Here is a 19,818-nt window from a genome sequence, read left to right on the forward strand (position 1 = left end):
TTTACCCTTATTGTTGATTTAATCAATCACTTTGATTGTCGCCATTGGCAGAGGATATCCGTGATGTCGGAACTGATCATCGAAGACCTGGGCGCGGTGCGGCTGCTGCGCCTGAACCGTCCGGAAAAGCACAACGCGCTGAACACCGCGCTGACCACGGCGCTGCTGGACGCGTTGCGCCAGGCCGACCGCGACGACGAGGTGCGCGCGGTGGTGCTGGCGGGCAACGGCAAGTCGTTCTGCGCCGGCGCCGACACCGGCGAGTTCTCGGCGCTGACGCCGGAACAGCCGGACGCGGTGCTGCGCCGCGCCGACCTGACGACGGACCTGCACCTGGTGTTCTCGCGCATGGTCAAGCCGGTGATCGGCGCGGTCCATGGCAACGCGCTCGGCGGCGGCGCTGGCCTGGCGCTGGCCTGCGACCTGACGGTGATGGCCGAGGACGTGCGCTTCGGCTATCCGGAACTGCGCCACGGCATCGTGGCCGCGGTGGTCATGGCCAACCTGGTGCGACAGGTCGGCCGCAAGCATGCCTTCGAGCTGGTGGCGATGGCCGAACCGATCGATGGCGCGCGCGCGTTGCAGCTGGGCATCGCCAACCGCGTCGCGCCCGCCGCGCAGGTGCTGGACCAGGCGCTGGCGATGGCGCAGCGCCTGGCCGGCTGGGAGCCCGCCGCCATGGGGCTGACCAAGCGCGCCTTCCACCGCGCGGCCGACCTCGGGTTGGCCGAGGCGCTGGGCGTGGGCCGCGACGCCAACGTCATCATGCGCGGCTTTCGCCAGGGAGCGGCGCGATGAGGCCGCTTGAAGGCGTCACCATCCTGGACCTGTCACGCGTGCTGGCGTGCCCGTTCGCCTCGATGATCCTGGCCGAGCTGGGCGCCGAGGTCATCAAGGTCGAGCAACCCGGCGGCGGCGACGAGACGCGCGGCTTCGAGCCCAAGGTGCGGGGCGAGGGCGGCACCGAGTCGGCCTACTACCTGGCCTTCAACCGCAGCAAGCAGTCGGTCACGGTGAACTTCCGCCATCCCGAGGGGCAGGCGCTGATCCGGCGGCTGGCGCAGACCTGCGACGTGGTGGTCGAGAACTTCCCGGTCGGCACGCTCGCCAAATACGGCCTGGACCGCGAGCACATCGCGCCGGACAACCCCGGCCTGATCTATTTCTCGTGCACCGGGTTCGGCATGACCGGGCCGTACGCGCCGCGCAAGGGCTATGACACCGTGTTCCAGGCCATGGGCGGGATCATGAGCCTGACCGGCGAGCGGGGCGGCGGTCCGGTCAAGCCGGGCTTGCCGGTGAGCGACCTGACCTCGGGCCTGTGGGCCGCCATCGGCATCCTGTCGGCGCTGGTGGGACGGGCGCGCTCGGGGCAGGGCTGCCATATCGATTTCTCCATGCTGGACGGCCAGGTGGGCCTGCTGTCGCTGGCCGCCGCGCGCTATTTCGCGCTGGGCGAAGTGCCGCCGCGGCTGGGAACCGAACATCCCGGCCGCGTGCCGTCGGCCGCCTTCGAATGCGGCGACGGGCGCTGGGTGCAGATCACCGGCAGCGACCAGCACTGGAAGCCGTTGTGCGAGGCGCTCGAGTTGCCGCAGTGGGCCGATGACCCCGAACTGGCGCGCAACGCCGTGCGCGTGGCGCGCCGCGACGAGGTCATGGCCGGCCTGTCGGCCGCCGCCGCGCGGCTGACGCGCGACGAACTGTGCCGCCGCTGCGATGCGCGCGGCGTGCCGGCCGGCCCGATCCTGGACGTCGAGGAAATCCTGCACAACGAGCACGTGCTGGCGCGCGGCATGGTGGCCAGCTACGAGCATCCATCCATCGGCCGCTTCGGCGCGGTGCCGGTGCCGTTCAAGTTCGACGGCTTCGACGATCCGCGGCTGGAGCGTCCGCCCCTGCTGGGCGAGCACACCGACAGCGTGCTCGCCGGCCGGCTGGGCCTGACGCCGGCGCAGATCGAGGCTTTACGCGGGCAGGGCGCGATCTAGCCGCCGGGGCGAGACGCCCCGCGGCATCCCTCGCACAACATCACACACATAAAACACAATATCCCAGGAGACAAACCATGAAGATTCTGAAGCGCCTGCTGTGCGGCGCGGCGGTGGCGGGCGCGCTGTGCGCGCCGGCCGTCGCCGCCGATCCCTATCCCTCGCAGCCGATCACGCTGGTCAACCCGTACGCGGCCGGCGGTCCCGCCGACGTGCTGGGCCGGGCCCTGGCGCGCGAGCTGGAAAAGCAGCTCGGCAAAACCATCATCGTCGAGAACAAGGCCGGCGGCGGCGCGGCCATCGGCGCCAACTTCGTGGCGCGCGCCAAGCCGGACGGCTACACGCTGCTGCTGGGCACGTCGGCCGCCCACGTGGTGACGCCGCTGATGCAGCAGACGCCGTACGACGGCATCAAGGACTTCGCCTTCGTCTCGATCGTCGCCAACCAGCCCAACATGCTGGTGGTGCGGCCCACGCTCAAGGCCGACAGCGTCGAGCAATTGATCGCGATGGCGCGCAAGGAGCCGGGCCGCATCAACTACGCCTCGGCCGGGCCGGGCAGCTCGCCGCACCTGGGCGCCGAACTGTTCCGCGAACGCGCCGGCGTGGACATCGTCCACATCCCCTACAGCGGCGCGGCGCCCGCCATCAATGACCTGGTCGGCGGGCAGGTGGACATGGCGGTGCTGAACCTGGCCGCCAGCCTGCAGTTCATCCGCAGCGGCCGGCTCAAGGCGCTGGCCTACGCCAACGACCACCGTTCGCCGTTGCTGCCCGACGTGCCGACGCTGGCCGAATCCGGCGTGAAGGGCGCGGAATCTGCCTCCTGGTACAGCCTGGCCGCGCCCAAGGGCACGCCGCCGGAAATCCTGCAGCGCCTGAACGACGCGGTCGCCAAGGTCAACGCCAATCCCGAATACAGCAAGCTGATGCAGGCGCAGGGCGTGGACCTGTGGAACATGACGCCGCAGGAAGCCACGGCCTTCGTGGAGAAGGACCAGGCCGCCATGCGCAAGCTGGTGCAGGCGGCGGGGTTGATGAAGAAATAGGACGGTTCCGGTGGCCGGAATGACGGTTTGCCGCCCTGATCGGATCCTGATGAGCGCGAAAATCTCCCGGTGGCCTCGGCTACCGGGGTTGTTTTAACGCTTTCAAGGTAGTAACGTTACTACGTTATTTGCAAGGATCAGGGGATGCACCATGTCTATCACCACACTGTCCAGCCGGGAACTCAATCAGGACGTGACCAAGGCCAAGAAGGCGGCCTTGCATGGCCCGGTGTTCATCACGGACCGGGGCAAGCCATCCCATGTCCTGCTCGGCATCGAAGAATATTGGCGTCTGGTCGGCCAAAAGCGGAATCTCGTCAGCGCATTGTCGATGCCGGGTCTCGCCGACATCGAACTCGATGCCCCCCGTTCACGCGAGCTGCCCCGTCCCGCGGACGTCGAGTGATGTTCCTGCTGGATACCAACGTGCTCTCCGAGCTGCGCAAGGCGAGCGAAGGCAAGGCGGACAAAAACGTGATCGCCTGGCTCTCGAACCAGGATGCGGTGAATTTTTACGTTTCGGCGATCACGCTCATGGAGATCGAGATCGGCATCCTGCGCATGGAGCGGCGGGATGCCAGCCAGGGAACCCGCCTGCGGGCCTGGATGCGCGATCGCGTCTTGCCGGAGTTCTCCAACCGGACGCTGCCACTCGATACCGCGGTGTCTTTGCGGTGCGCCAGATTGCATGTGCCGAATCTGCGGCCAGAGCGGGACGCCTTCATTGCGGCGACAGCGCTGGTGCATGGGATGACGCTCGTTACGCGAAACGTGTCTGATTTTTCCGCTTGCGGCGTGACCCTCGTCAATCCGTGGGATGCCCAGGCGTAAACAACAGCGGCATTGCCCAGCAGCAGCATCCCTGGCCTGGCCAGGCCAGGAGACCGGGCTGGGTCGATAAGTCGCTGGCACTGGCGTCGGTCCGCGTCCCGCTCAACCCGCCAGCAGCGCCACCCGCCTGAGCGCATCGCGCGTTTCCGCCACCAGTTGCTCGACCACCGCGCCGGCCGGCTGCAGGCTGTCGATCAATCCCGCGCTCTGGCCGGCCTCGACCTTGCCGCCCTGCACGTCGCCGTCGAAGGCGGCCTGCTTCAGCGAACTGCCGGCGAACATCGTTTCCAGCGTGGCCTGGTCGCCGTCGCGTTCGGCCGCGAGATAGTCGCGGGCAAACGCATTGCGCAACATGCGCACCGGCGAACGGCCGCGGCCCACCAGCGTGGTGTCGGCCACGCCGGCCGCCAGCACCGCGTCCTTGTAGGCATCGCACACGCCCGCCTCGGGCGTCAGCAGGAAACGCGTCCCCAGCTGCGCGCCGGCGGCGCCCAGGCACAGCGCGGCGGCGATGCCGGCGCCATCGGCGATGCCGCCGGCCGCCACCACCGGCACCGATACGCGCCGCACCACCGAACGCAGCAACACCTGCAGGCCGATCTCATCGGGGCCGGGGTGGCCGCCGGCTTCCAGGCCAACCGCGATCACCGCGTCCACGCCGGCCGCTTCGGCCTTGGCGGCGTGTTCGGGGCTGGCGATGACTTGCAGCCATTTGACGCCCGCCTCGCGCGCGCGGCCGATGTGCTTCTGCGGTCCGCCCTGCGACGCGATGATGACCGGCACGCCTTCGGCCAGGGCGATGTCCATGTGCTCCTGCGCGCGCTTGTTGTACAGCGGGATGTTGACGGCGTAGGGCGCGTCGGTGCCGGCACGGACCTCGCGGATGGCGGCCAGCAGCGCCTCGGGGTACATCGGGCCGGCGGCGATCACGCCGAGCCCGCCGGCGCGCGACACCGCCAGCGCCAGCGCCGCGTTCGACGAGGCCCAGCTCATGCCGCCCTGGATGATCGGATAACGCGTGCCCAGCAGGCGGGTCAACGGGGTTTGCAGAGTCATGGCGAATCAGGATGGGGAAAAGCCCATTCTGGAATATATGGTTGATAAAATCAACTATATTCTGAGCGTCGATGCGGCGAAGGCAGCGCGCCGGCCATGCGCGATGCGCCGACGCGGGTATTCCCGGGCGCGCCAGGTTATTTGTTTATGATGTGCGCGTCAGGCCCAAGGCCCGGCCGTCCCGAGGAGGGGGCGTCTTTCTCCATCAATAAGAAGAATCATGTCGAGCACTACCTCGAGCACTACCGATACGCTTTCCGTGCGCACCATCGTCCTGGGTACCCTGGTGGTGCTGCTGGCCATGGGCGTGCGCGCCACCTTTGGCCTGTTTATGCAGCCGATGGGCCTGGCCCATGGCTGGAGCCGCGAAGTGTTCTCCATGGCTTTCGCATTGCAGAACCTGGTCTGGGGCGTGGCCTGCATCTTCATGGGCATCCTGGCCGACCGTTATGGGTCCGGCCGCACCATCGCGCTCGGCGCGGTGCTGTACATGCTGGGCATGATCGGCACCCGCTTCGCCACCGACGAAACCACGCTCTACCTGAGCGCCGGCCTGCTGGTCGGCCTGGGCCAGGCCGGCACCACGTTCCCGGTGATCCTGCCGGTGGTGGCGCGCGCGGTGCCGCCGGCTTACCGCAGCACGGCCATGGGCATCGCCAGCGCCGGCGGCTCGCTCGGCCAGTTCGCCGTGGTGCCGACCGGGCAGGCGCTGATCACCGGCCTGGACTGGCCGGGCGCGCTGTGGGTGCTGTCGCTGTTCGTCGCTTGCGCGGCGCCGCTGGCCTATTTCCTGCGCGGCCGTCCGCAGGCCCACGGCGGGCCGCAGCAGTCGCTGGCGGCGGCGGTGCGGCAGGCGGTGCGGCATCCGTCGTTCCACTTCCTGTTCTGGAGCTATTTCGTCTGCGGCTTCCACACGGCCTTCATCACGCTGCACCTGCCGGCGTATGTCACCGACGGCGGCCTGACGCCGGGGCAGGGCGCCACCGCGATCGCGCTGATCGGGTTGTTCAATGTGCTGGGGTCGTTCTACGCCGGCAAGCTCGGCGGCCAGTACAGCAAGAAGCGCCTGCTCGCGGTGGTCTATGGCATGCGCGCCTTCGGCATCCTGCTGCTGTTGTGGCTGCCGCTGTCGCCGTGGGTGCTGTATGCGTTCGCGGCCTGGATGGGGCTGTTCTGGCTGGGCACGGTGCCGCTGACGCAAGGTTTGATCGGCCAGATCTATGGCCTGCGCTATGCCGCGACTTTGTCCGGCATCGTTTTCCTGGGCCATCAGGTCGGCAGCTTCATCGGCGTCTGGCTGGGTGGCTATGCCTATGCCAGGACCGGCAACTACGACCTGGTCTGGTGGCTGGGCGTGGCGCTGGCGGTGGCCGCCGCGCTGCTGTGCCTGCCGGTGCGCGAGCAGCCGCTGGCGCAGCCGGCGACCGCCTGACGCGCGGATGTCCATCATGAGCGACGCGCCTTCCGCACCGTCCGCCCGCCGCCATCGCGGCTGGCGCCTGGCGGGCTGGGCCGCGTTGGCGGTGGTGCTGGGCCTGGCATTCTGGGGCTACACCCAGCCCGAGATGCAGATCCATTGGGAAAACCTGGCGTCGATGTGCGGTTTCTAACCGCGCGGGCGGGGCGGGGGCGCGGTATCCTACGGCGGTAATCTTTTCCGCCTCGCGTTTCCATCCCGCGTTTTGACGCCACCCATGCAGGACGACCCGCTTTCCTACCCCGACCTGAGCCTGTCCGCCATCGGCGGCATGCCCGCCGCCGACATGCTGGTGCTGACGGTCAACAACCGCCTGTCGCGCCGGCTCACGCTCGAGCTGGCGGGCTTGTTGCGCCAGGAGCGCCAGGTCAGCGAGCTGCCGCGCATCCTGCCCTTGTCCGCCTGGCTGGCCGAATCCGCCAATGAGCTGGCGTTCGAGACCGATGACGACGTGCCGGCCTACCGGCTCGACGGCTTCGCCACCCAGTTGGTCTGGACCGAGGCCATCCGCGCCGAAGAGGCCGAGCGTGTGCTGCTGGATGCCAGCCAGGCCGCGCGCCTGTCGATGGACGCGGACCAGCTCATGGACGAGTGGTCGTTGCGCGTGCCGTCCGGCGCCGACACCGACGAATACCGCGGCTTCGCCCGCTGGCGTGAGCGCTATCGCCAGGCCTTGGCCGCCATCGACGCCGAAGACGCCAACCAGGGTTATGCCCGCGTGCTGCGGGCGCTCGAGGACGGCCGCCTGGCCGTGCCCGGCCACCTGGTGCTGGCCGGCTTCACCGACATGTCGCCACGCTTTCGGCGCCTGCTGCGGGCGTTCGAGGAACAGGGCTGCCTGATCGCGCAATGGCGCGACACGCAGCGCGCGCCCGCCGAGCCGCGCCGCTACGAGGCGCCGGAGCAGGGCGCCGAATGGCGCGCGGCGGCCGAGTGGGCCGCCAGCCAGTTGAAGCGCCATCCCACCGGCCGCTACGCCATCGTTTCGCCCCAGCTCGAAGCCGAGTCGCCGTTCGCGCGGCGCATCCTCAGCCAGGCGCTGGCGGGCCATGACGGCGCGCCGGCGTTCGCCTTCAACGTGGCGGTCGGCCGCCCGCTGGATGAATGGCCGATGGCGCGCGCCGCGCTGGCCTGGCTGCGCGCGCTGGCCGAGTGCGCGGCCGGCAAGGGCTGTGGCGTCGAGGTGTTGGGCGCCGCGCTGCTGGCGGGCCACTGCGCGGGCGACGTCAGCGAACGCGCCCGCCTGGCCGCCCTCGATGCGCGCTGGCGCCGTCGCGGCCAGATCCACGTGTCCGCCGCGGAATGGCGCAAGCAGCTGTCGCAGCTGCCGCCGCTGGCGCAGGCCTGGGACCAGGCCATGGAGATCTGGACGCGGGGCGGCGCGCGCGCGACCAGCGATGTCTGGATGCTGCGCATGAAGGCGGCGCTGACGGCGCTCGGCTTTCCCGGCGAGGGCGTGCTGGACAGCGTCGGTTACCAGGTGCTGGGCGCGTTCGGCGAGGCCCTGGGCGGCTTCTCGGCGCTGGCGCCGGCCGCCGGCAAGCTGGGCGGCGTGGCGGCGGTCAACCTGCTCCAGAGCGTGGCGCGTTCGGCCGCCTTCCAGCCGCAGCGCGACCCGCTGGCGCGGCTCGACGTGCTGGGCCTGCTGGAAGCCGAAGGCGGTTTCTGGGATGGCGTCTGGATGCTGGGGCTGACCGACGACGTGCTGCCGGCCTCGCCCAAGCCGAATCCGCTGCTGCCGCTGGCGGTGCTGCGCCAGGCCAAGGCGCCGCGCGCCACGCCCGAGCGCGAACGCGAATGGGCCGAGGGCATCTACGCGGCGCTGTGCCGCTGCGCGCCGCAGGTCATCGTCAGCCACGCGCACATGGACGGCGAACGCGAGTTGCGGCCGTCGCCGCTGATCGCCGCCGCCGCCCTGACCGATTGGCGGCCCGCGCCCGCGCTGGCCGTGGCCGCCTTGCCGCAGGAAACGCTGGACGACGCGCAGGGTCCGCCCCTGGCGTCGGACGATCGCGGCGGCGGCGGGTTGGACGTATTGGACACCCAGGCGCGCAATCCCCTGTGGGCGTTCGTGCGTCACCGTTTGGGCGGGCGCGAACTCGCCGCTTATGCCGACGCGGCCACGGTGAACGTGCGCGGCCAGTTCCTGCACAAGGCATTGGAACTGGTGTGGGGCATGCTGCCCGACCAGGAGGCCTTGCACGACACGCTGGCCGCCGGCCGCCTGCCGGCCTTGCTGGAGCAGGCGGTGGCGCAGGCCGCCGAGGAAGAGCTGCAACAGTACGCGCCGGCGCTGAAGGCACTGGAATGCGCGCGCGCGCTGGCGGTGCTGGCCTCGTGGCTCGACATGGAAGCCCAGCGGCTGCCGTTCGCGGTGGCGCAGGTCGAGAAGAACCACGAATGGCACCATGGCGCGCTGCACCTGAAGCTGCGGCTGGACCGCATCGACACGCTGGCCGACGGCCGCAACGTCATCGTCGACTACAAGACCGGCGTGGCGGCGGCCAAGCCCGAGCCCGACTGGTCGCGCAGCCGCCCGGTGAACGTGCAGCTGCCGTTCTACGCCTCGGTGCTGGCCGATGCCGCCGGCGGCGAGGTGGCCGGCCTGGTGCTGGCCCAGATCCATGCGCGCCAGGTGGCGGCGCAGGGCCTGGCCGACGAGGACCTGGGCATGGCGGGCGTGACGCTTGCCGCCGAGAGCAAGTACTTCGACGGCCTGTCCTGGCCCGAGATCCGCCAGCGCTGGCGCGCCGCGATCGAGTCGCTGGCCGATGAATACGTGGCGGGCCACGCGGCCAACGTCGCCTACCGCCGCGACGACCTGAAATACTGCGACGCGCTGCCCTTCCTGCGCTTGCACCTGGATGACGAGGACGCCTGAGCCATGGCCGATGTAGAACGCCAGCCCCAGGACCATGCCGCGCGCGCGGCGGCGCTGGACCCCGCACGCTCTTTCCTGGTGCAGGCGCCCGCCGGCTCCGGCAAGACGGAACTGCTGACCGACCGCATCCTGGCGCTGCTGGCCACCGTCAACCGGCCCGAGGAAATCGTCGCCATCACCTTCACGCGCAAGGCCGCCTCGGAGATGCATGCGCGCGTGCTGAGCAAGTTGCGCCGCGGCCTGGACGCGCCGCCCGAGGCCGCGCACGAGCGCCGCAGCTGGGAACTGGCGCGCGCCGCGCTGGCGCGCAACGCGGAACAGGAATGGCACCTGCTGGAGCACCCGGCGCGGCTGGCGATCCGCACCATCGACTCGTTCTGCGCCGGCCTGGTCCGCAGCATGCCGTGGCTGTCCGAGCTGGGCGGCATGCCCGAGATCACCGACGACGCCCGCGCCCACTACGAAGCGGCGGCGCGCGCCACGCTCGACCTGGCGGACGACTACGACGCCGTCCGCATCCTGCTGCAGCACATGGACGTGGACGTGCAGGCGGCCAAGGACGCCATCGCCGACATGCTCGGCCAACGCGATCAATGGCTGCCGTTGCTGCGCCATGGCTCCGACCGCGAAGCGCTGGAGGCAACGCTGGCCGAGGCCATCGGCGAGGACCTGGACGCGCTGTGCGAGGCCATGCCCTACGGCTGGGCCGATGCGCTGTCCGGCCCCGCGCGGCTGGCCGCGGCCCAATTGCAGGACGGCGGCGAGGACGACCGGCTGGCCGCCTTGCTCGACTGGACCGAGGAACTGCCGGCGGATGCCGAAATGCTGGACCAGTGGCGCGCCGTCGCGCACCTGCTGCTGACCGGCACCGGTTCGCTGCGCAAGACTGTCACCAAGACCCTGGGCTTTCCGGCCAAGTGCGCGCACAAGGAGCCGTTCGTCGCCTGGCTCGAAAGCGCCGATGCCGATGCCGCCTGGGTGCGGCGCCTGGCGGCGGTGCGGGACATTCCGGCGCCGCGCTTGAGCGACGCGCAATGGGAAGTGCTGGGCGCCCAGCTGATGACGCTGGCGCTGGCCGTGGCGCAGTTGCGGCTGCGTTTCGCCGATACCGGCGAGGTCGATTTCATCGAGATCTCGCAACGCGCCGCCTCGGCATTGGGCAGCGCCGACGATCCGGGCGAGCTGCTGCTCAAACTCGACGCCTCCATCCGCCATCTGCTGATCGATGAATTCCAGGACACCAGCCAGACGCAGCTGGACCTGCTGCGCACGCTGACCTCCGGCTGGCAGGAGGGCGATGGCCGCAGCCTGTTCCTGGTGGGCGATCCGATGCAGTCGATCTACCGTTTCCGCAAGGCGGAAGTGGGGCTGTTCCTCGAAGTCGCTGAGACGGGCGTGGGCGAGCTGCAGCCGGGCTTCCTCAACCTGACCGACAATTTCCGCTCGCAGGCCGGCATCGTCGACTGGGTCAACCAGTCGTTCGCGCAACTGCTGCCCAAGCGCAGCGACGCCGCGGCGGGCGCCATCAAGTACAGCCCCTCCACCGCCTTCCACGGCGCCTTGCCGGATCCGGCCGTGCGCTTCCATCCCGCCTGGTCGCGCGCCGGCGCCGCGCCCGCCGAGGAGCAGGCCGAGGACATCGCCGTCGACCTGGTGCGGCAGGCGCTGGCCGAACACGCGGGCAGCAAGCACCCGGTCGCCATCCTGGTGCGGGCTCGCAGCCACCTGGGCAACCTGACGCGCCGGCTGGCGCAGGAAGGCATCCGCTGCCGCGCGGTCGATCTGGTGCCGCTGGCGCTGCGGCCGGTGGTGGCGGACCTGGTGCAACTGGTGCGGGCGCTGTCGCATCCGGGCGACCGGCTGGCGTGGCTGTCGGTGCTGCGCGCGCCGTTCTGCGGCCTGACGCTGGAATCGCTGCAGCGCCTGTTCGGCGCCGACCATGTGACGCCGGTGCCGGTGCTGCTGGAGCGTCTGTTGCGCCCGGCGCCGGCGAAGGTCGTGGCGGCGCCCTTGGCCACCGCGCCGGCGGCCCGCCAGGGATCCCTGTTCGACGACAGCGAGAATCCGGCGCAAGGGGCCTTGTTCGACGATGCGGCGCCTGAGACTTCGCGCGTTGATTCCGCGTTGACGGCGGCGGCGATGCGCGATGGCGAGACATCATTCAGCGGCGTGGATGCCCCGCGTTCGGCCAAGACCTTGCTGCGCCCCGACGAGTACGCGCGCCTGCGGCAGGTGGCGGCGATATTGCTGGACACGCGCAACGCGTCGGGCGCGATGCCGTTCGCGGCCTGGGTCGAGACGCTGTGGCGCCGCCTGGGCGGCCCCGCGCTCTACAGCGGCCCGTCGGTCGCCAACGACGCCGAAAGCCTGTTCCAGTTGGTCGAGCGCCTGGCGCCGCACGGCGCCATCGACGTTGCCGCGCTGGACACCGGCATCGCCCGCCTGTTCGCGGCGCCGGATGCCGCCGACGAAGAGGCCGCGGTCGAGATCATGACCATGCACAAGTCCAAGGGCCTGCAGTTCGAGACCGTGATCCTGTACGGCCTGCATCGCGCGCCGCGCGGCGACCAGCCGCCGCTGGTGCGCTTCGAGCAAAGCGGCGGCCGCGTGCTGTTCGGCCCGGTCAAGCCGCGCGCCGAGACCGAGGCCGACCCCGTGTCGCGCTACCTGGGCGCGCGCGAGGCCCGCCGCGCGTCCTACGAAATCGACCGCCTGCTGTACGTCGCCGCCACGCGCGCCCGCAAGCGCCTGCACCTGGTCGGCCACGTCAACGTCGACGAGGCCAGCGGCCAGCCCAAGACGCCATCTTCCGCCAGCCTGCTGGGCCGTCTCTGGCCCTGCCTGGCCACCCCCACGCCGCCGGCCGCCGACGGCGACACGGCCGAGCCCGTGGACGACGCGCCCGAATGGCAAGGCGAACCGCTGCGCCGCCTGCACCGCGACGGCCTGGCGCAATTGGCGCGGCAGGCCGACGTAACCATCAGCCCCGGCTTCGCCGCCGCCGCGCGCGGCGCCTGGGGCGACAGCGCCGAGCATCCCGCCTGGCAACTCGAATCCGGCTACGACGCCGCCATCGGCACCCTGGCCCATGCCTGGCTGGCCCGCATCGGCCAGGACGGCGTCGCCACCTGGCCGGCCGACGCCCTGGCCCAGCGCCTGCCCGCCATGCGCCGCCAGCTGACCCGCGCGGGCATCCCCGCCAGCCAGGCCGACGCCGCCGCCGAAGCCGTCCTGGACACCCTCCAGTCCACCCTGGCGGACGAACGCGGCCTCTGGCTCCTGTCCCAATCCGGCGCCCGCCGCGAATGGCCCCTCATCGACGCCGCCGGCAAGGTCTCCGTCATCGACCTGGCGCTGAGCACCGAAGACGGCTGGCTGATCGTCGACTACAAAACGGGCCGCCCCCAACCCAACGAATCCCCCGCCGCCTTCGCCCAACGCATGCGCCAACGCCACGGCGACCAACTGCTGCGCTACTGCGCCCAGGTCACCGCCCTCGACGGCCGCAAAGCCCGCGCCGCCCTATATTTCCCCCGAGCCCAAGCCTGGATCGACCTATAAAAGAAAGCGGGCAAGGCAAAGCGAAGCGAGCCCCCAAGACAAGCGAAGCAACGTCTTCCCCCCCTCCCCCTCGGGGGGAGGGCCGGGGAGGGGGCCCACATACAGCCCCCTCGGGGCCCGCCAGCCAAGAGGCTAGCCGAGCGAGCAACGCGAAGCTCTGCTAGAATCTTGGCTGGCGGGCCCCTTCGCATGGTTCGACGGTGAACCTGGTCAGGTCGGGAACGAAGCAGCCATAGTCGTTTAGGGTCAGTGCCGGAGTAAGGCTCGCCAACCGGTTTTCGCAAAGGGGACGGGGTTGTTTTCCAAGGGGATTTCCCCGGAAGATGATTCCGTCCCTTTTGCATTTCATGCCGGCAATCGCATCGGCTCTTGCAAAGGCTCTACAATCCCGCCATGACTTATCTGGTACTGGCCCGCAAGTGGCGGCCGCGATCGTTCGATACCCTCGTGGGACAAGATCACGTGGTGCGCGCGCTGACGCATGCGCTCGACACCCAGCGCCTGCACCACGCCTGGCTGTTCACCGGCACGCGCGGCGTCGGCAAGACCACGCTGTCGCGCATCCTGGCCAAATCGCTCAACTGCGAAACCGGCATCACCTCCAAGCCCTGCGGCGTCTGTCGCGCCTGCACCGAGATCGATGCGGGCCGGTTCGTCGACTACCTCGAACTGGACGCGGCCTCGAACCGCGGCGTCGAGGAAATGACCCAGCTGCTGGAGCAGGCCGTCTACGCGCCAGGCGCCGGCCGCTTCAAGGTCTACATGATCGACGAAGTGCACATGCTCACGGGGCACGCGTTCAACGCGATGCTCAAGACGCTGGAAGAGCCGCCGCCGCACGTCAAATTCATCCTCGCCACCACCGACCCGCAGAAGATCCCGGTCACGGTGCTGTCGCGCTGCCTGCAATTCAATCTGAAGCAGATGCCGGCCGACTCCATCGTGGGCCACCTGCAGGCGGTGCTGGGCGAAGAACAGGTCGGCTTCGAAGTGCCGGCCCTGCGCCTGATCGGCCAGGCCGCGTCGGGCTCGATGCGCGACGCGCTCTCCCTGACCGACCAGGCCATCGCCTACAGCGCCGGCAACCTGACCGAGGATGCCGTGCGCGGCATGCTCGGCACCATCGACCAGCGCCACCTGGTGCGCCTGCTGGACGCTTTGTCCACCGGCGACGCCAAGGGCGTGCTGGCGGTGGCCGATGAACTCGCCACGCGCGGCCTGTCGTACGCCGGCGCGCTGGCCGACCTGGCCGTGCTGCTGTCGCGCGTCGCCATCGAGCAGCGCGTGTCCGGCGTGATGCCGGCCGAGGATCCGCTGGCGGCCGACATCGCCCGCCTGGCGCAATCATTGCATCCCGACGCGGTGCAGCTGTTCTATTCGGTGGCGGTGCACAGCCGCGGCGAACTGACGCTGGCGCCCGATGAGTACGCCGGCTTCATCATGGCCTGCCTGCGCATGCTGGCGCTGAATGGTGACGCCGGCCCGCAGACCGCCGTCGAGGCGCCCGCCACGCCGGCCCGCCAGACGGCCGAGCCCGCCGTGGCCGCCGCGCAGCCGCCGCAAGCGGCGCCGGTCGCCGCCGCGCCGGTGGTGGAACGGACCGCGCCGGTGGCGCAACCGGCCGCCCCCGCGCCGGCTCCCGTGACGGCAGCCCCCGCACCGTCCGCGCCCGTGAGCGCGCCGCAAGCGAACGCCGCGCCGGCTCCGGCCGCCGCGCCCGCTGCTGTCGCGCCCGCGCCGCCCGTCGCCGCGCCTGTTGCGGACCCCGTCGCCGCGCCCGCCCAGCCGGCCGCTGCCAGCGTGCCGCCTTGGGAAGATGCTCCGGCCGGCGCCGGTCCCGCCCAGGCCGCCGTCGACGCCGCTGCCCAGCCGTCGTCCCCCATGAATGCCGCCACGCCGAGCGCGCCGGCCACGGCATCGCCCGCAGCCGCGCCCGCCGTCGCGGCTGCGCCAGCGGCGCATGCCCCCGCCACGGACGCTTCCACCGCCCCGGCGCCCGCCAAGTCGGCCCCGCTGGCCGTGACGCCCGCGGCCGCCGCGGTCGCGCCGGCCGTGGATGACAACGGTCCGCCGTCCTGGGTCGACGAGGAAATCCCGTTCGAGGCCGAAGGCGGCTTCGTGCCCGATGGTGGTTTCGCGCCCGACGGCGGTTTCACGTCGGACCCCGACGACGATTTCGAAACGCTGGCCAGCGCGCCTTCGTCCGCGCCCGCGCCGTCGGCGGCGCCCGCCCGGCGCGAAGGCCCGGCCCCGGCCCGCAAGCGCCAGTCGCGCGCGCGCCTGACCGACATGACCTCCGCCGCCTGGCCCGAGCTGGCCGCGCGCCTGCCGGTCACCGGCCTGGCCGCCGAGCTGGCGCGCCAGAGCGAATGGGCCGGCGTGCAGGGCGATGCCATCATCCTGCGCGTGGCGGTCAAGACGCTGGCCGAAAGCGAAAGCCGCGTGCGCCTGCAGACGGTGCTGTGCGAACACTTCGGCCAGGGCATCCGGCTGGACGTGGACGTCGGCGCGGTCGGTGAAGCCACGGCCCACGCCGTGGCCCAGGCCGAGCGCGCGGCGCGCCAGCAGGCCGCCGAGGACGCGGTCGCCGTCGATCCCTTCGTGCAGGCGCTGCTCTCCGACTTCGGCGCCCATGTCGTGGCGGGTTCGATCCGCCACGTCGAACCTCCTTCCGCCGCCGCTTGACGCGCCGGCAATCCCTACATTCCCTCGTTCAAGGAAGCTCCATCATGATGAAAGGACAATTGGCCGGTCTGATGCGCCAGGCGCAGCAGATGCAGGAAAACATGAAGAAGGCGCAGGACGCGCTGGCCGAGATCCAGGTCGAAGGCGCCTCCGGCGGCGGCCTGGTCAAGGTCACCATGAGCTGCCGCCACGACGTCAAGCGCGTCGAGATCGATCCGTCGCTGCTGGCCGACGACAAGGACATGCTGGAAGATCTGGTCGCCGCCGCCTTCAACGACGCGCTGCGCAAGGCCGAAGCCACCTCGCAGGAAAAGATGGCGTCCGTCACCGCCGGCATGCCGCTGCCCCCGGGCATGAAGCTGCCGTTCTGATCCAACGTCCCGGCCGCCGCCGCCCCGGGCGGCGCGGCCCTTGCCGTCCGCACGTTTCTGTTGTGTCATGGATCCTCTACTGCCTGAACCCGAACCGCTGGTCTCGCTGATCGAGGCGCTGCGGCGCCTGCCCGGCGTGGGTGTGCGTTCCGCGCGGCGCATGGCCTATCACCTGTTGCAGCACGACCCCCAGGGCGCCGACATGCTCGGCCGCGCGCTGGCCGGCGCGGTGCGCGACCTGCGCCACTGCTCGCGTTGCAACAGCTTCGCCGAAGAGGACGTGTGCGCCACCTGCGCCAATCCGAAGCGCGATCCTTCCCTGCTGTGCATCGTCGAGACGCCGGCCGACCAGAACATGATCGAGTCCAGCCACGGCTACCGCGGCCTGTACTACGTGCTGATGGGACGAGTGGCGCCGCTCGAGGGCATCGGCCCGCGCGAACTGGATTTCGACCGCGTTATCCGCCGCGCCACCGACGGCGTGGTGCAGGAGGTCATCCTGGCCACCAACTTCACCGCCGAAGGCGAGACCACCGCGCATTTCCTGGGCGAGGCCCTGGGCGAACGCGGCCTGCGGGTCACGCGCCTGGCGCGCGGCGTGCCGGCCGGCAGCGAGCTGGAATACGTCGACGCCGGCACCATCGCCTGGGCGCTGATGGAACGCAAGACCACCTGATACGCATCCACAATAGTCCACCGGCAATGTACCGGCGGGCATTGGAAGAACTGCCCGCGCGCGCGGCGCGGCATCCACAAGAGGAAGACAACCGCCATGTCAGCCCTGACCGGCCTGAAGGTCCTGGAACTCGGCACGCTCATCGCCGGCCCGTTCGCCGCCCGCATCTTTGGTGAATTCGGCGCCGACGTCATCAAGGTGGAAACGCCGCACGGCCCCGACGGGACCGGCGGCGGCGACCCCATCCGCAGCTGGCGCCACCTGCACGAAGGCAATTCGCTGTGGTGGACGGTGCAGGCCCGCAACAAGCAATCCATCGCCCTCAACCTCAAGCACCCCGAAGCCCGCGAGATCGCCCGCAAGCTGGCGCTGGACGCCGACGTGGTGGTCGAGAACTACCGCCCCGGCGTGCTGGAAAAGTGGGGCCTGGGCTTCGAGCAGCTGCGCGCCATCAACCCCGCGCTGATCATGGTGCGCCTGTCCGGCTACGGCCAGACCGGCCCGATGAAGGACCAGCCCGGCTTTGGCGCGATCGGTGAATCCATGGGCGGCCTGCGCTACGTGTCGGGCCATCCCGACCGGCCGCCGCTGCGGGTCGGCATCTCGATCGGCGATTCGATCGCCGCGCTGCACGGCGTGATCGGCGCCATGATGGCGCTGCGCCACCGCGACGCCACCGGCGGCCGCTGGAACGGCCAGCAGGGCGAGGCGTGCAGGGCGGGGCAGGGCCAGATGGTCGACGTCGCCCTGTACGAGGCGGTGTTCAACATGATGGAAAGCCTGGTGCCCGAATACGACGTGGCCGGCGTGGTGCGCGAGCGCACCGGCGGCGCGCTGCCCGGCATCGTGCCGTCCAACACCTATACGACGCGCGATGGCCAGAACATCGTCATCGCCGGCAATGGCGACGCGATCTTCCACCGCCTGATGCTGGCCATCGGCCGCGACGACCTGGCCTCGGATCCGGACCTGGTGCGCAACGACGGCCGCGCCCGCCGGGTCGCCGAGATCGATGGCGCCATCCAGCAGTGGTGCGACGGCCGCGGCATCGAAGAGGCGCTCAACACCCTGAAGGCGGCCGACGTGCCGGTCGGCAAGATCTACAGCGTGGCCGACATGTTCACCGACCCGCAGTTCCTGGCGCGCCGCATGATCGAGCAGCACCAGTTCGCCGACGGCAGCCCGGTCAAGCTGCCGGCGGTGGTTCCCAAGCTGTCGGAAACCCCGGGCGGCACCCGCTGGATCGGTCCGTCATTAGGGGAACATACCGAGGAAGTCCTGAAATCGCTGGGGTATGATTCAGCGGCTATCGACAAGCTGGCGCAGACCGGCGCTATCGGTATCCCCGCACCCAAGGAGACAACACATGTCAGTCACACGTCGTGATCTGCTCAAGATGGCCGGCGCCGCCGGCGTCATGGGCATGGCCCCCGCCATCGTGCGCGCCCAGAAGCTGGAAAAGACCAAGGTCCAGATCGCCGTGGGCGGCAAGCCCCTGATCTACTACCTGCCGCTGTCCATCGCCGAGGCCCGCGGTTATTTCAAGGACGAGGGCCTGGACGTCTCCATCGCCGACTTCGCCGGTGGTTCCAAGGCCCTGCAGGCCGTGGTGGGCGGCAGCGCCGACGTGGTCTCGGGCGCGTTCGAGCACACGCTGGCCATGCAATCGAAGGGCCAGGCCTACCGCGCCTTCGTGCTGCAAGGCCGCGCGCCGATGATCGGCGTGGGCGTGTCCAAGAAGAACCTGCCCAACTACAAGGGCCCCGCCGACCTCAAGGGCAAGAAGATCGGCGTGACCGCGCCGGGCTCGTCCACCAACATGGTGGTCAGCTTCTTCCTGGCCAAGCACGGCCTGAAGGCTTCCGACGTTTCCATCATCGGCGTGGGCGCCGGCGCCGGCGCGGTGACCGCGTTGCGCAGCGGCCAGATCGACGCCATCTCCAACACCGACCCCGTGGTGTCGATGCTGGAAATGCCGGGCGACATCCAGATCATCGTCGACACCCGTACGCTCAAGGACACCCAGGACATCTTCGGCGGCAACATGCCGGCCGGCTGCCTGTACGCGCCGCAAGCGTTCGTCGATGCCAACCCCAACACCGTGCAGGCGCTGACCAACGCCATGGTGCGTGCCGACAAGTGGATCCAGAAGGCCGGCCCGGACGAGATCGCCAAGGTCGTGCCCGAGACCTACCTGCTGGGCGACCCGGCCGTGTACAAGGCCGCCATCGGCAAGAGCCTGGAAGGCCTGTCGCCCGACGGCATGATCCCCGAGGACGGCGCCGCCACCGCGCTCAAGGCCCTGGCTGCCTACCAGGCGGATTTCGACGGCGCCAAGATCGACCCGTCCAAGGTCTGGACCAACGATTTCGCCCGCCGCGCCAACGAGAAGTATCCCAATGGCTGACGCCGCGCTATCGCTGGAAAACATCAGCTGCACCTTTGTCTCCCGCGACGACCGCTCGCAGCGCTACACCGCCGTCAGCGACACCAGCCTGGCCATCGCGCCGGGCGAGTTCGTGTCGGTGGTGGGCCCGACGGGCTGCGGCAAGTCCACCCTGCTCAACGTCAGCGCCGGCCTGCTGTCGCCGTCGTCGGGCCAGGTGAAAGTGTTCGGCCAGCCGCTGTCGGGCATCAATGCGCGCGCCGGCTACATGTTCCAGGGCGAGGCGCTCTTGCCCTGGCGCAGCGCGCTCGACAACGTGGTGGCCGGGCTCGACTTCGCCGGGGTGCCGCGCGCCGAAGCGCTCGAGCGCGGCCGCGACTGGATGCGGCGCGTCGGCCTGGGCGGTTTCGAAAGCCGCTATCCGCACCAGATGTCGGGCGGCATGCGCAAGCGCGCCATGCTGGCGCAGACGCTGATCCGCGACCCCGACATCATCCTGATGGACGAGCCGTTCTCGGCGCTCGACATCCAGACGCGCCAGCTGATGGAAAACGAGGTGCTCGACCTGTGGATGGCCAAGCGCAAGGCGGTGCTGTTCATCACCCATGACCTGGACGAAGCCATCGCCATGAGCGACCGCGTGGTGGTGCTGTCGGCCGGGCCGGGCACGCATCCCATCGGCGAGTTCGTCATCGACCTGCCGCGTCCGCGCGACGTGGCCGAAGTGCGCAACAACCTGCGTTTCGTCGAATTGCACGCGGCCATCTGGGCGGTGTTGCGCGAGGAAGTGCTCAAGGGCTATGCCCAACAACAGAAGCGGGCCTGAGGCCCATGCCTGATCCAGGCCGCGCCCG

The 19,818-nt window shown here is 70.1% G+C and carries 16 protein-coding genes and 1 other RNA gene; 16 read left to right on the plus strand and 1 reads right to left on the minus strand.

The annotated features are described in order from the left end of the window. Window positions 1–63 precede the first annotated feature (63 nt). The 5 genes from AC1HFW_RS28135 to AC1HFW_RS28155 all read left to right on the plus strand — a co-directional run bounded on the left by AC1HFW_RS28135 (window position 64) and on the right by AC1HFW_RS28155 (window position 3,871). Window positions 64–798 carry an enoyl-CoA hydratase/isomerase family protein gene (locus AC1HFW_RS28135; RefSeq protein ID WP_479285987.1) on the plus strand — a complete coding sequence of 245 codons (735 nt, stop codon included), beginning with the start codon at window positions 64–66 and terminating at the stop codon, window positions 796–798. Next, window positions 795–1,991 (plus strand): CaiB/BaiF CoA transferase family protein, encoded by a 1,197-nt coding sequence (locus AC1HFW_RS28140; RefSeq protein WP_061073668.1) that lies wholly within the window; start codon window positions 795–797, stop codon window positions 1,989–1,991. Before AC1HFW_RS28135 ends, AC1HFW_RS28140 begins: the two co-directional genes overlap by 4 nt. 77 nt (window positions 1,992–2,068) lie before the next feature. Next, complete coding sequence (locus AC1HFW_RS28145; RefSeq protein WP_006390720.1) at window positions 2,069–3,040, plus strand: Bug family tripartite tricarboxylate transporter substrate binding protein; 972 nt, start codon at window positions 2,069–2,071, stop codon at window positions 3,038–3,040. Between the two features lie 151 nt (window positions 3,041–3,191). Continuing rightward, window positions 3,192–3,446: a type II toxin-antitoxin system prevent-host-death family antitoxin gene (locus AC1HFW_RS28150; protein ID WP_006390719.1), complete on the plus strand. Its 255-nt coding sequence runs from the start codon at window positions 3,192–3,194 to the stop codon at window positions 3,444–3,446. After that, window positions 3,443–3,871 (plus strand): PIN domain-containing protein, encoded by a 429-nt coding sequence (locus AC1HFW_RS28155; RefSeq protein ID WP_479285989.1) that lies wholly within the window; start codon window positions 3,443–3,445, stop codon window positions 3,869–3,871. The genes AC1HFW_RS28150 and AC1HFW_RS28155 overlap by 4 nt, the downstream gene beginning before the upstream one ends. A 102-nt stretch (window positions 3,872–3,973) precedes the next feature. Here AC1HFW_RS28155 and AC1HFW_RS28160 read toward each other — a convergent pair whose 3' ends face one another. Further along, window positions 3,974–4,927: an NAD(P)H-dependent flavin oxidoreductase gene (locus tag AC1HFW_RS28160; RefSeq protein ID WP_116520256.1), complete on the minus strand. Its 954-nt coding sequence runs from the start codon at window positions 4,925–4,927 to the stop codon at window positions 3,974–3,976. 220 nt (window positions 4,928–5,147) lie between these two features. Between AC1HFW_RS28160 and AC1HFW_RS28165 the strand changes: the two genes are divergently transcribed. From AC1HFW_RS28165 to AC1HFW_RS28215, 11 genes are all read left to right on the plus strand, one after another. Next, entirely contained in the window at window positions 5,148–6,359 is a 1,212-nt protein-coding gene (locus AC1HFW_RS28165) for an MFS transporter (protein ID WP_081105164.1), read from the plus strand. 16 nt (window positions 6,360–6,375) lie between these two features. Continuing rightward, window positions 6,376–6,537 carry a hypothetical protein gene (locus AC1HFW_RS28170; RefSeq protein ID WP_192579547.1) on the plus strand — a complete coding sequence of 54 codons (162 nt, stop codon included), beginning with the start codon at window positions 6,376–6,378 and terminating at the stop codon, window positions 6,535–6,537. An 84-nt stretch (window positions 6,538–6,621) separates the two neighbouring features. Continuing rightward, complete coding sequence (locus AC1HFW_RS28175) at window positions 6,622–9,285, plus strand: PD-(D/E)XK nuclease family protein (protein WP_479285992.1); 2,664 nt, start codon at window positions 6,622–6,624, stop codon at window positions 9,283–9,285. A gap of 3 nt (window positions 9,286–9,288) precedes the next feature. Next, entirely contained in the window at window positions 9,289–12,846 is a 3,558-nt protein-coding gene (locus AC1HFW_RS28180; protein ID WP_479285993.1) for a UvrD-helicase domain-containing protein, read from the plus strand. 174 nt (window positions 12,847–13,020) lie between these two features. Continuing rightward, window positions 13,021–13,118: signal recognition particle sRNA small type (gene ffs / locus AC1HFW_RS28185), an RNA gene on the plus strand. Between the two features lie 121 nt (window positions 13,119–13,239). Further along, window positions 13,240–15,531 carry a DNA polymerase III subunit gamma/tau gene (dnaX, locus tag AC1HFW_RS28190; RefSeq protein WP_479285994.1) on the plus strand — a complete coding sequence of 764 codons (2,292 nt, stop codon included), beginning with the start codon at window positions 13,240–13,242 and terminating at the stop codon, window positions 15,529–15,531. A 44-nt stretch (window positions 15,532–15,575) separates the two neighbouring features. After that, window positions 15,576–15,902, plus strand: coding sequence for a YbaB/EbfC family nucleoid-associated protein (locus AC1HFW_RS28195; protein WP_006390710.1), 327 nt, complete (start codon window positions 15,576–15,578; stop codon window positions 15,900–15,902). A 67-nt stretch (window positions 15,903–15,969) separates the two neighbouring features. Next, window positions 15,970–16,578 carry a recombination mediator RecR gene (gene recR, locus AC1HFW_RS28200; protein WP_006385499.1) on the plus strand — a complete coding sequence of 203 codons (609 nt, stop codon included), beginning with the start codon at window positions 15,970–15,972 and terminating at the stop codon, window positions 16,576–16,578. A 96-nt stretch (window positions 16,579–16,674) separates the two neighbouring features. Beyond that, window positions 16,675–17,964: a CaiB/BaiF CoA transferase family protein gene (locus AC1HFW_RS28205; protein ID WP_006390709.1), complete on the plus strand. Its 1,290-nt coding sequence runs from the start codon at window positions 16,675–16,677 to the stop codon at window positions 17,962–17,964. Next, window positions 17,945–18,985, plus strand: a complete 1,041-nt coding sequence (locus tag AC1HFW_RS28210; protein ID WP_035359350.1) for an ABC transporter substrate-binding protein — start codon at window positions 17,945–17,947, stop codon at window positions 18,983–18,985. Before AC1HFW_RS28205 ends, AC1HFW_RS28210 begins: the two co-directional genes overlap by 20 nt. After that, the gene (locus AC1HFW_RS28215; RefSeq protein ID WP_006390707.1) at window positions 18,978–19,790 is read left to right on the plus strand and encodes an ABC transporter ATP-binding protein; all 813 of its coding nucleotides are present in this window, start codon (window positions 18,978–18,980) and stop codon (window positions 19,788–19,790) included. The genes AC1HFW_RS28210 and AC1HFW_RS28215 overlap by 8 nt, the downstream gene beginning before the upstream one ends. The last annotated feature ends 28 nt before the right edge of the window (window positions 19,791–19,818 follow it).

The sequence above is a fragment of the Achromobacter sp. ISS7 genome, from assembly GCF_056523125.1.

Coding starts and splice junctions, on each gene's coding strand:
- AC1HFW_RS28165 (WP_081105164.1), top strand. CDS start 5,148: ATGTCGAGCACTACCTCGAGCACTACCGATACGCTTTCCGTGCGCACC.
- dnaX (WP_479285994.1), top strand. CDS start 13,240: ATGACTTATCTGGTACTGGCCCGCAAGTGGCGGCCGCGATCGTTCGAT.
- recR (WP_006385499.1), top strand. CDS start 15,970: ATGGATCCTCTACTGCCTGAACCCGAACCGCTGGTCTCGCTGATCGAG.
- AC1HFW_RS28170 (WP_192579547.1), top strand. CDS start 6,376: ATGAGCGACGCGCCTTCCGCACCGTCCGCCCGCCGCCATCGCGGCTGG.
- AC1HFW_RS28205 (WP_006390709.1), top strand. CDS start 16,675: ATGTCAGCCCTGACCGGCCTGAAGGTCCTGGAACTCGGCACGCTCATC.
- AC1HFW_RS28140 (WP_061073668.1), top strand. CDS start 795: ATGAGGCCGCTTGAAGGCGTCACCATCCTGGACCTGTCACGCGTGCTG.
- AC1HFW_RS28195 (WP_006390710.1), top strand. CDS start 15,576: ATGATGAAAGGACAATTGGCCGGTCTGATGCGCCAGGCGCAGCAGATG.
- AC1HFW_RS28215 (WP_006390707.1), top strand. CDS start 18,978: ATGGCTGACGCCGCGCTATCGCTGGAAAACATCAGCTGCACCTTTGTC.
- AC1HFW_RS28175 (WP_479285992.1), top strand. CDS start 6,622: ATGCAGGACGACCCGCTTTCCTACCCCGACCTGAGCCTGTCCGCCATC.
- AC1HFW_RS28210 (WP_035359350.1), top strand. CDS start 17,945: ATGTCAGTCACACGTCGTGATCTGCTCAAGATGGCCGGCGCCGCCGGC.
- AC1HFW_RS28160 (WP_116520256.1), bottom strand. CDS start 4,927: ATGACTCTGCAAACCCCGTTGACCCGCCTGCTGGGCACGCGTTATCCG.
- AC1HFW_RS28135 (WP_479285987.1), top strand. CDS start 64: ATGTCGGAACTGATCATCGAAGACCTGGGCGCGGTGCGGCTGCTGCGC.
- AC1HFW_RS28145 (WP_006390720.1), top strand. CDS start 2,069: ATGAAGATTCTGAAGCGCCTGCTGTGCGGCGCGGCGGTGGCGGGCGCG.
- AC1HFW_RS28150 (WP_006390719.1), top strand. CDS start 3,192: ATGTCTATCACCACACTGTCCAGCCGGGAACTCAATCAGGACGTGACC.
- AC1HFW_RS28180 (WP_479285993.1), top strand. CDS start 9,289: ATGGCCGATGTAGAACGCCAGCCCCAGGACCATGCCGCGCGCGCGGCG.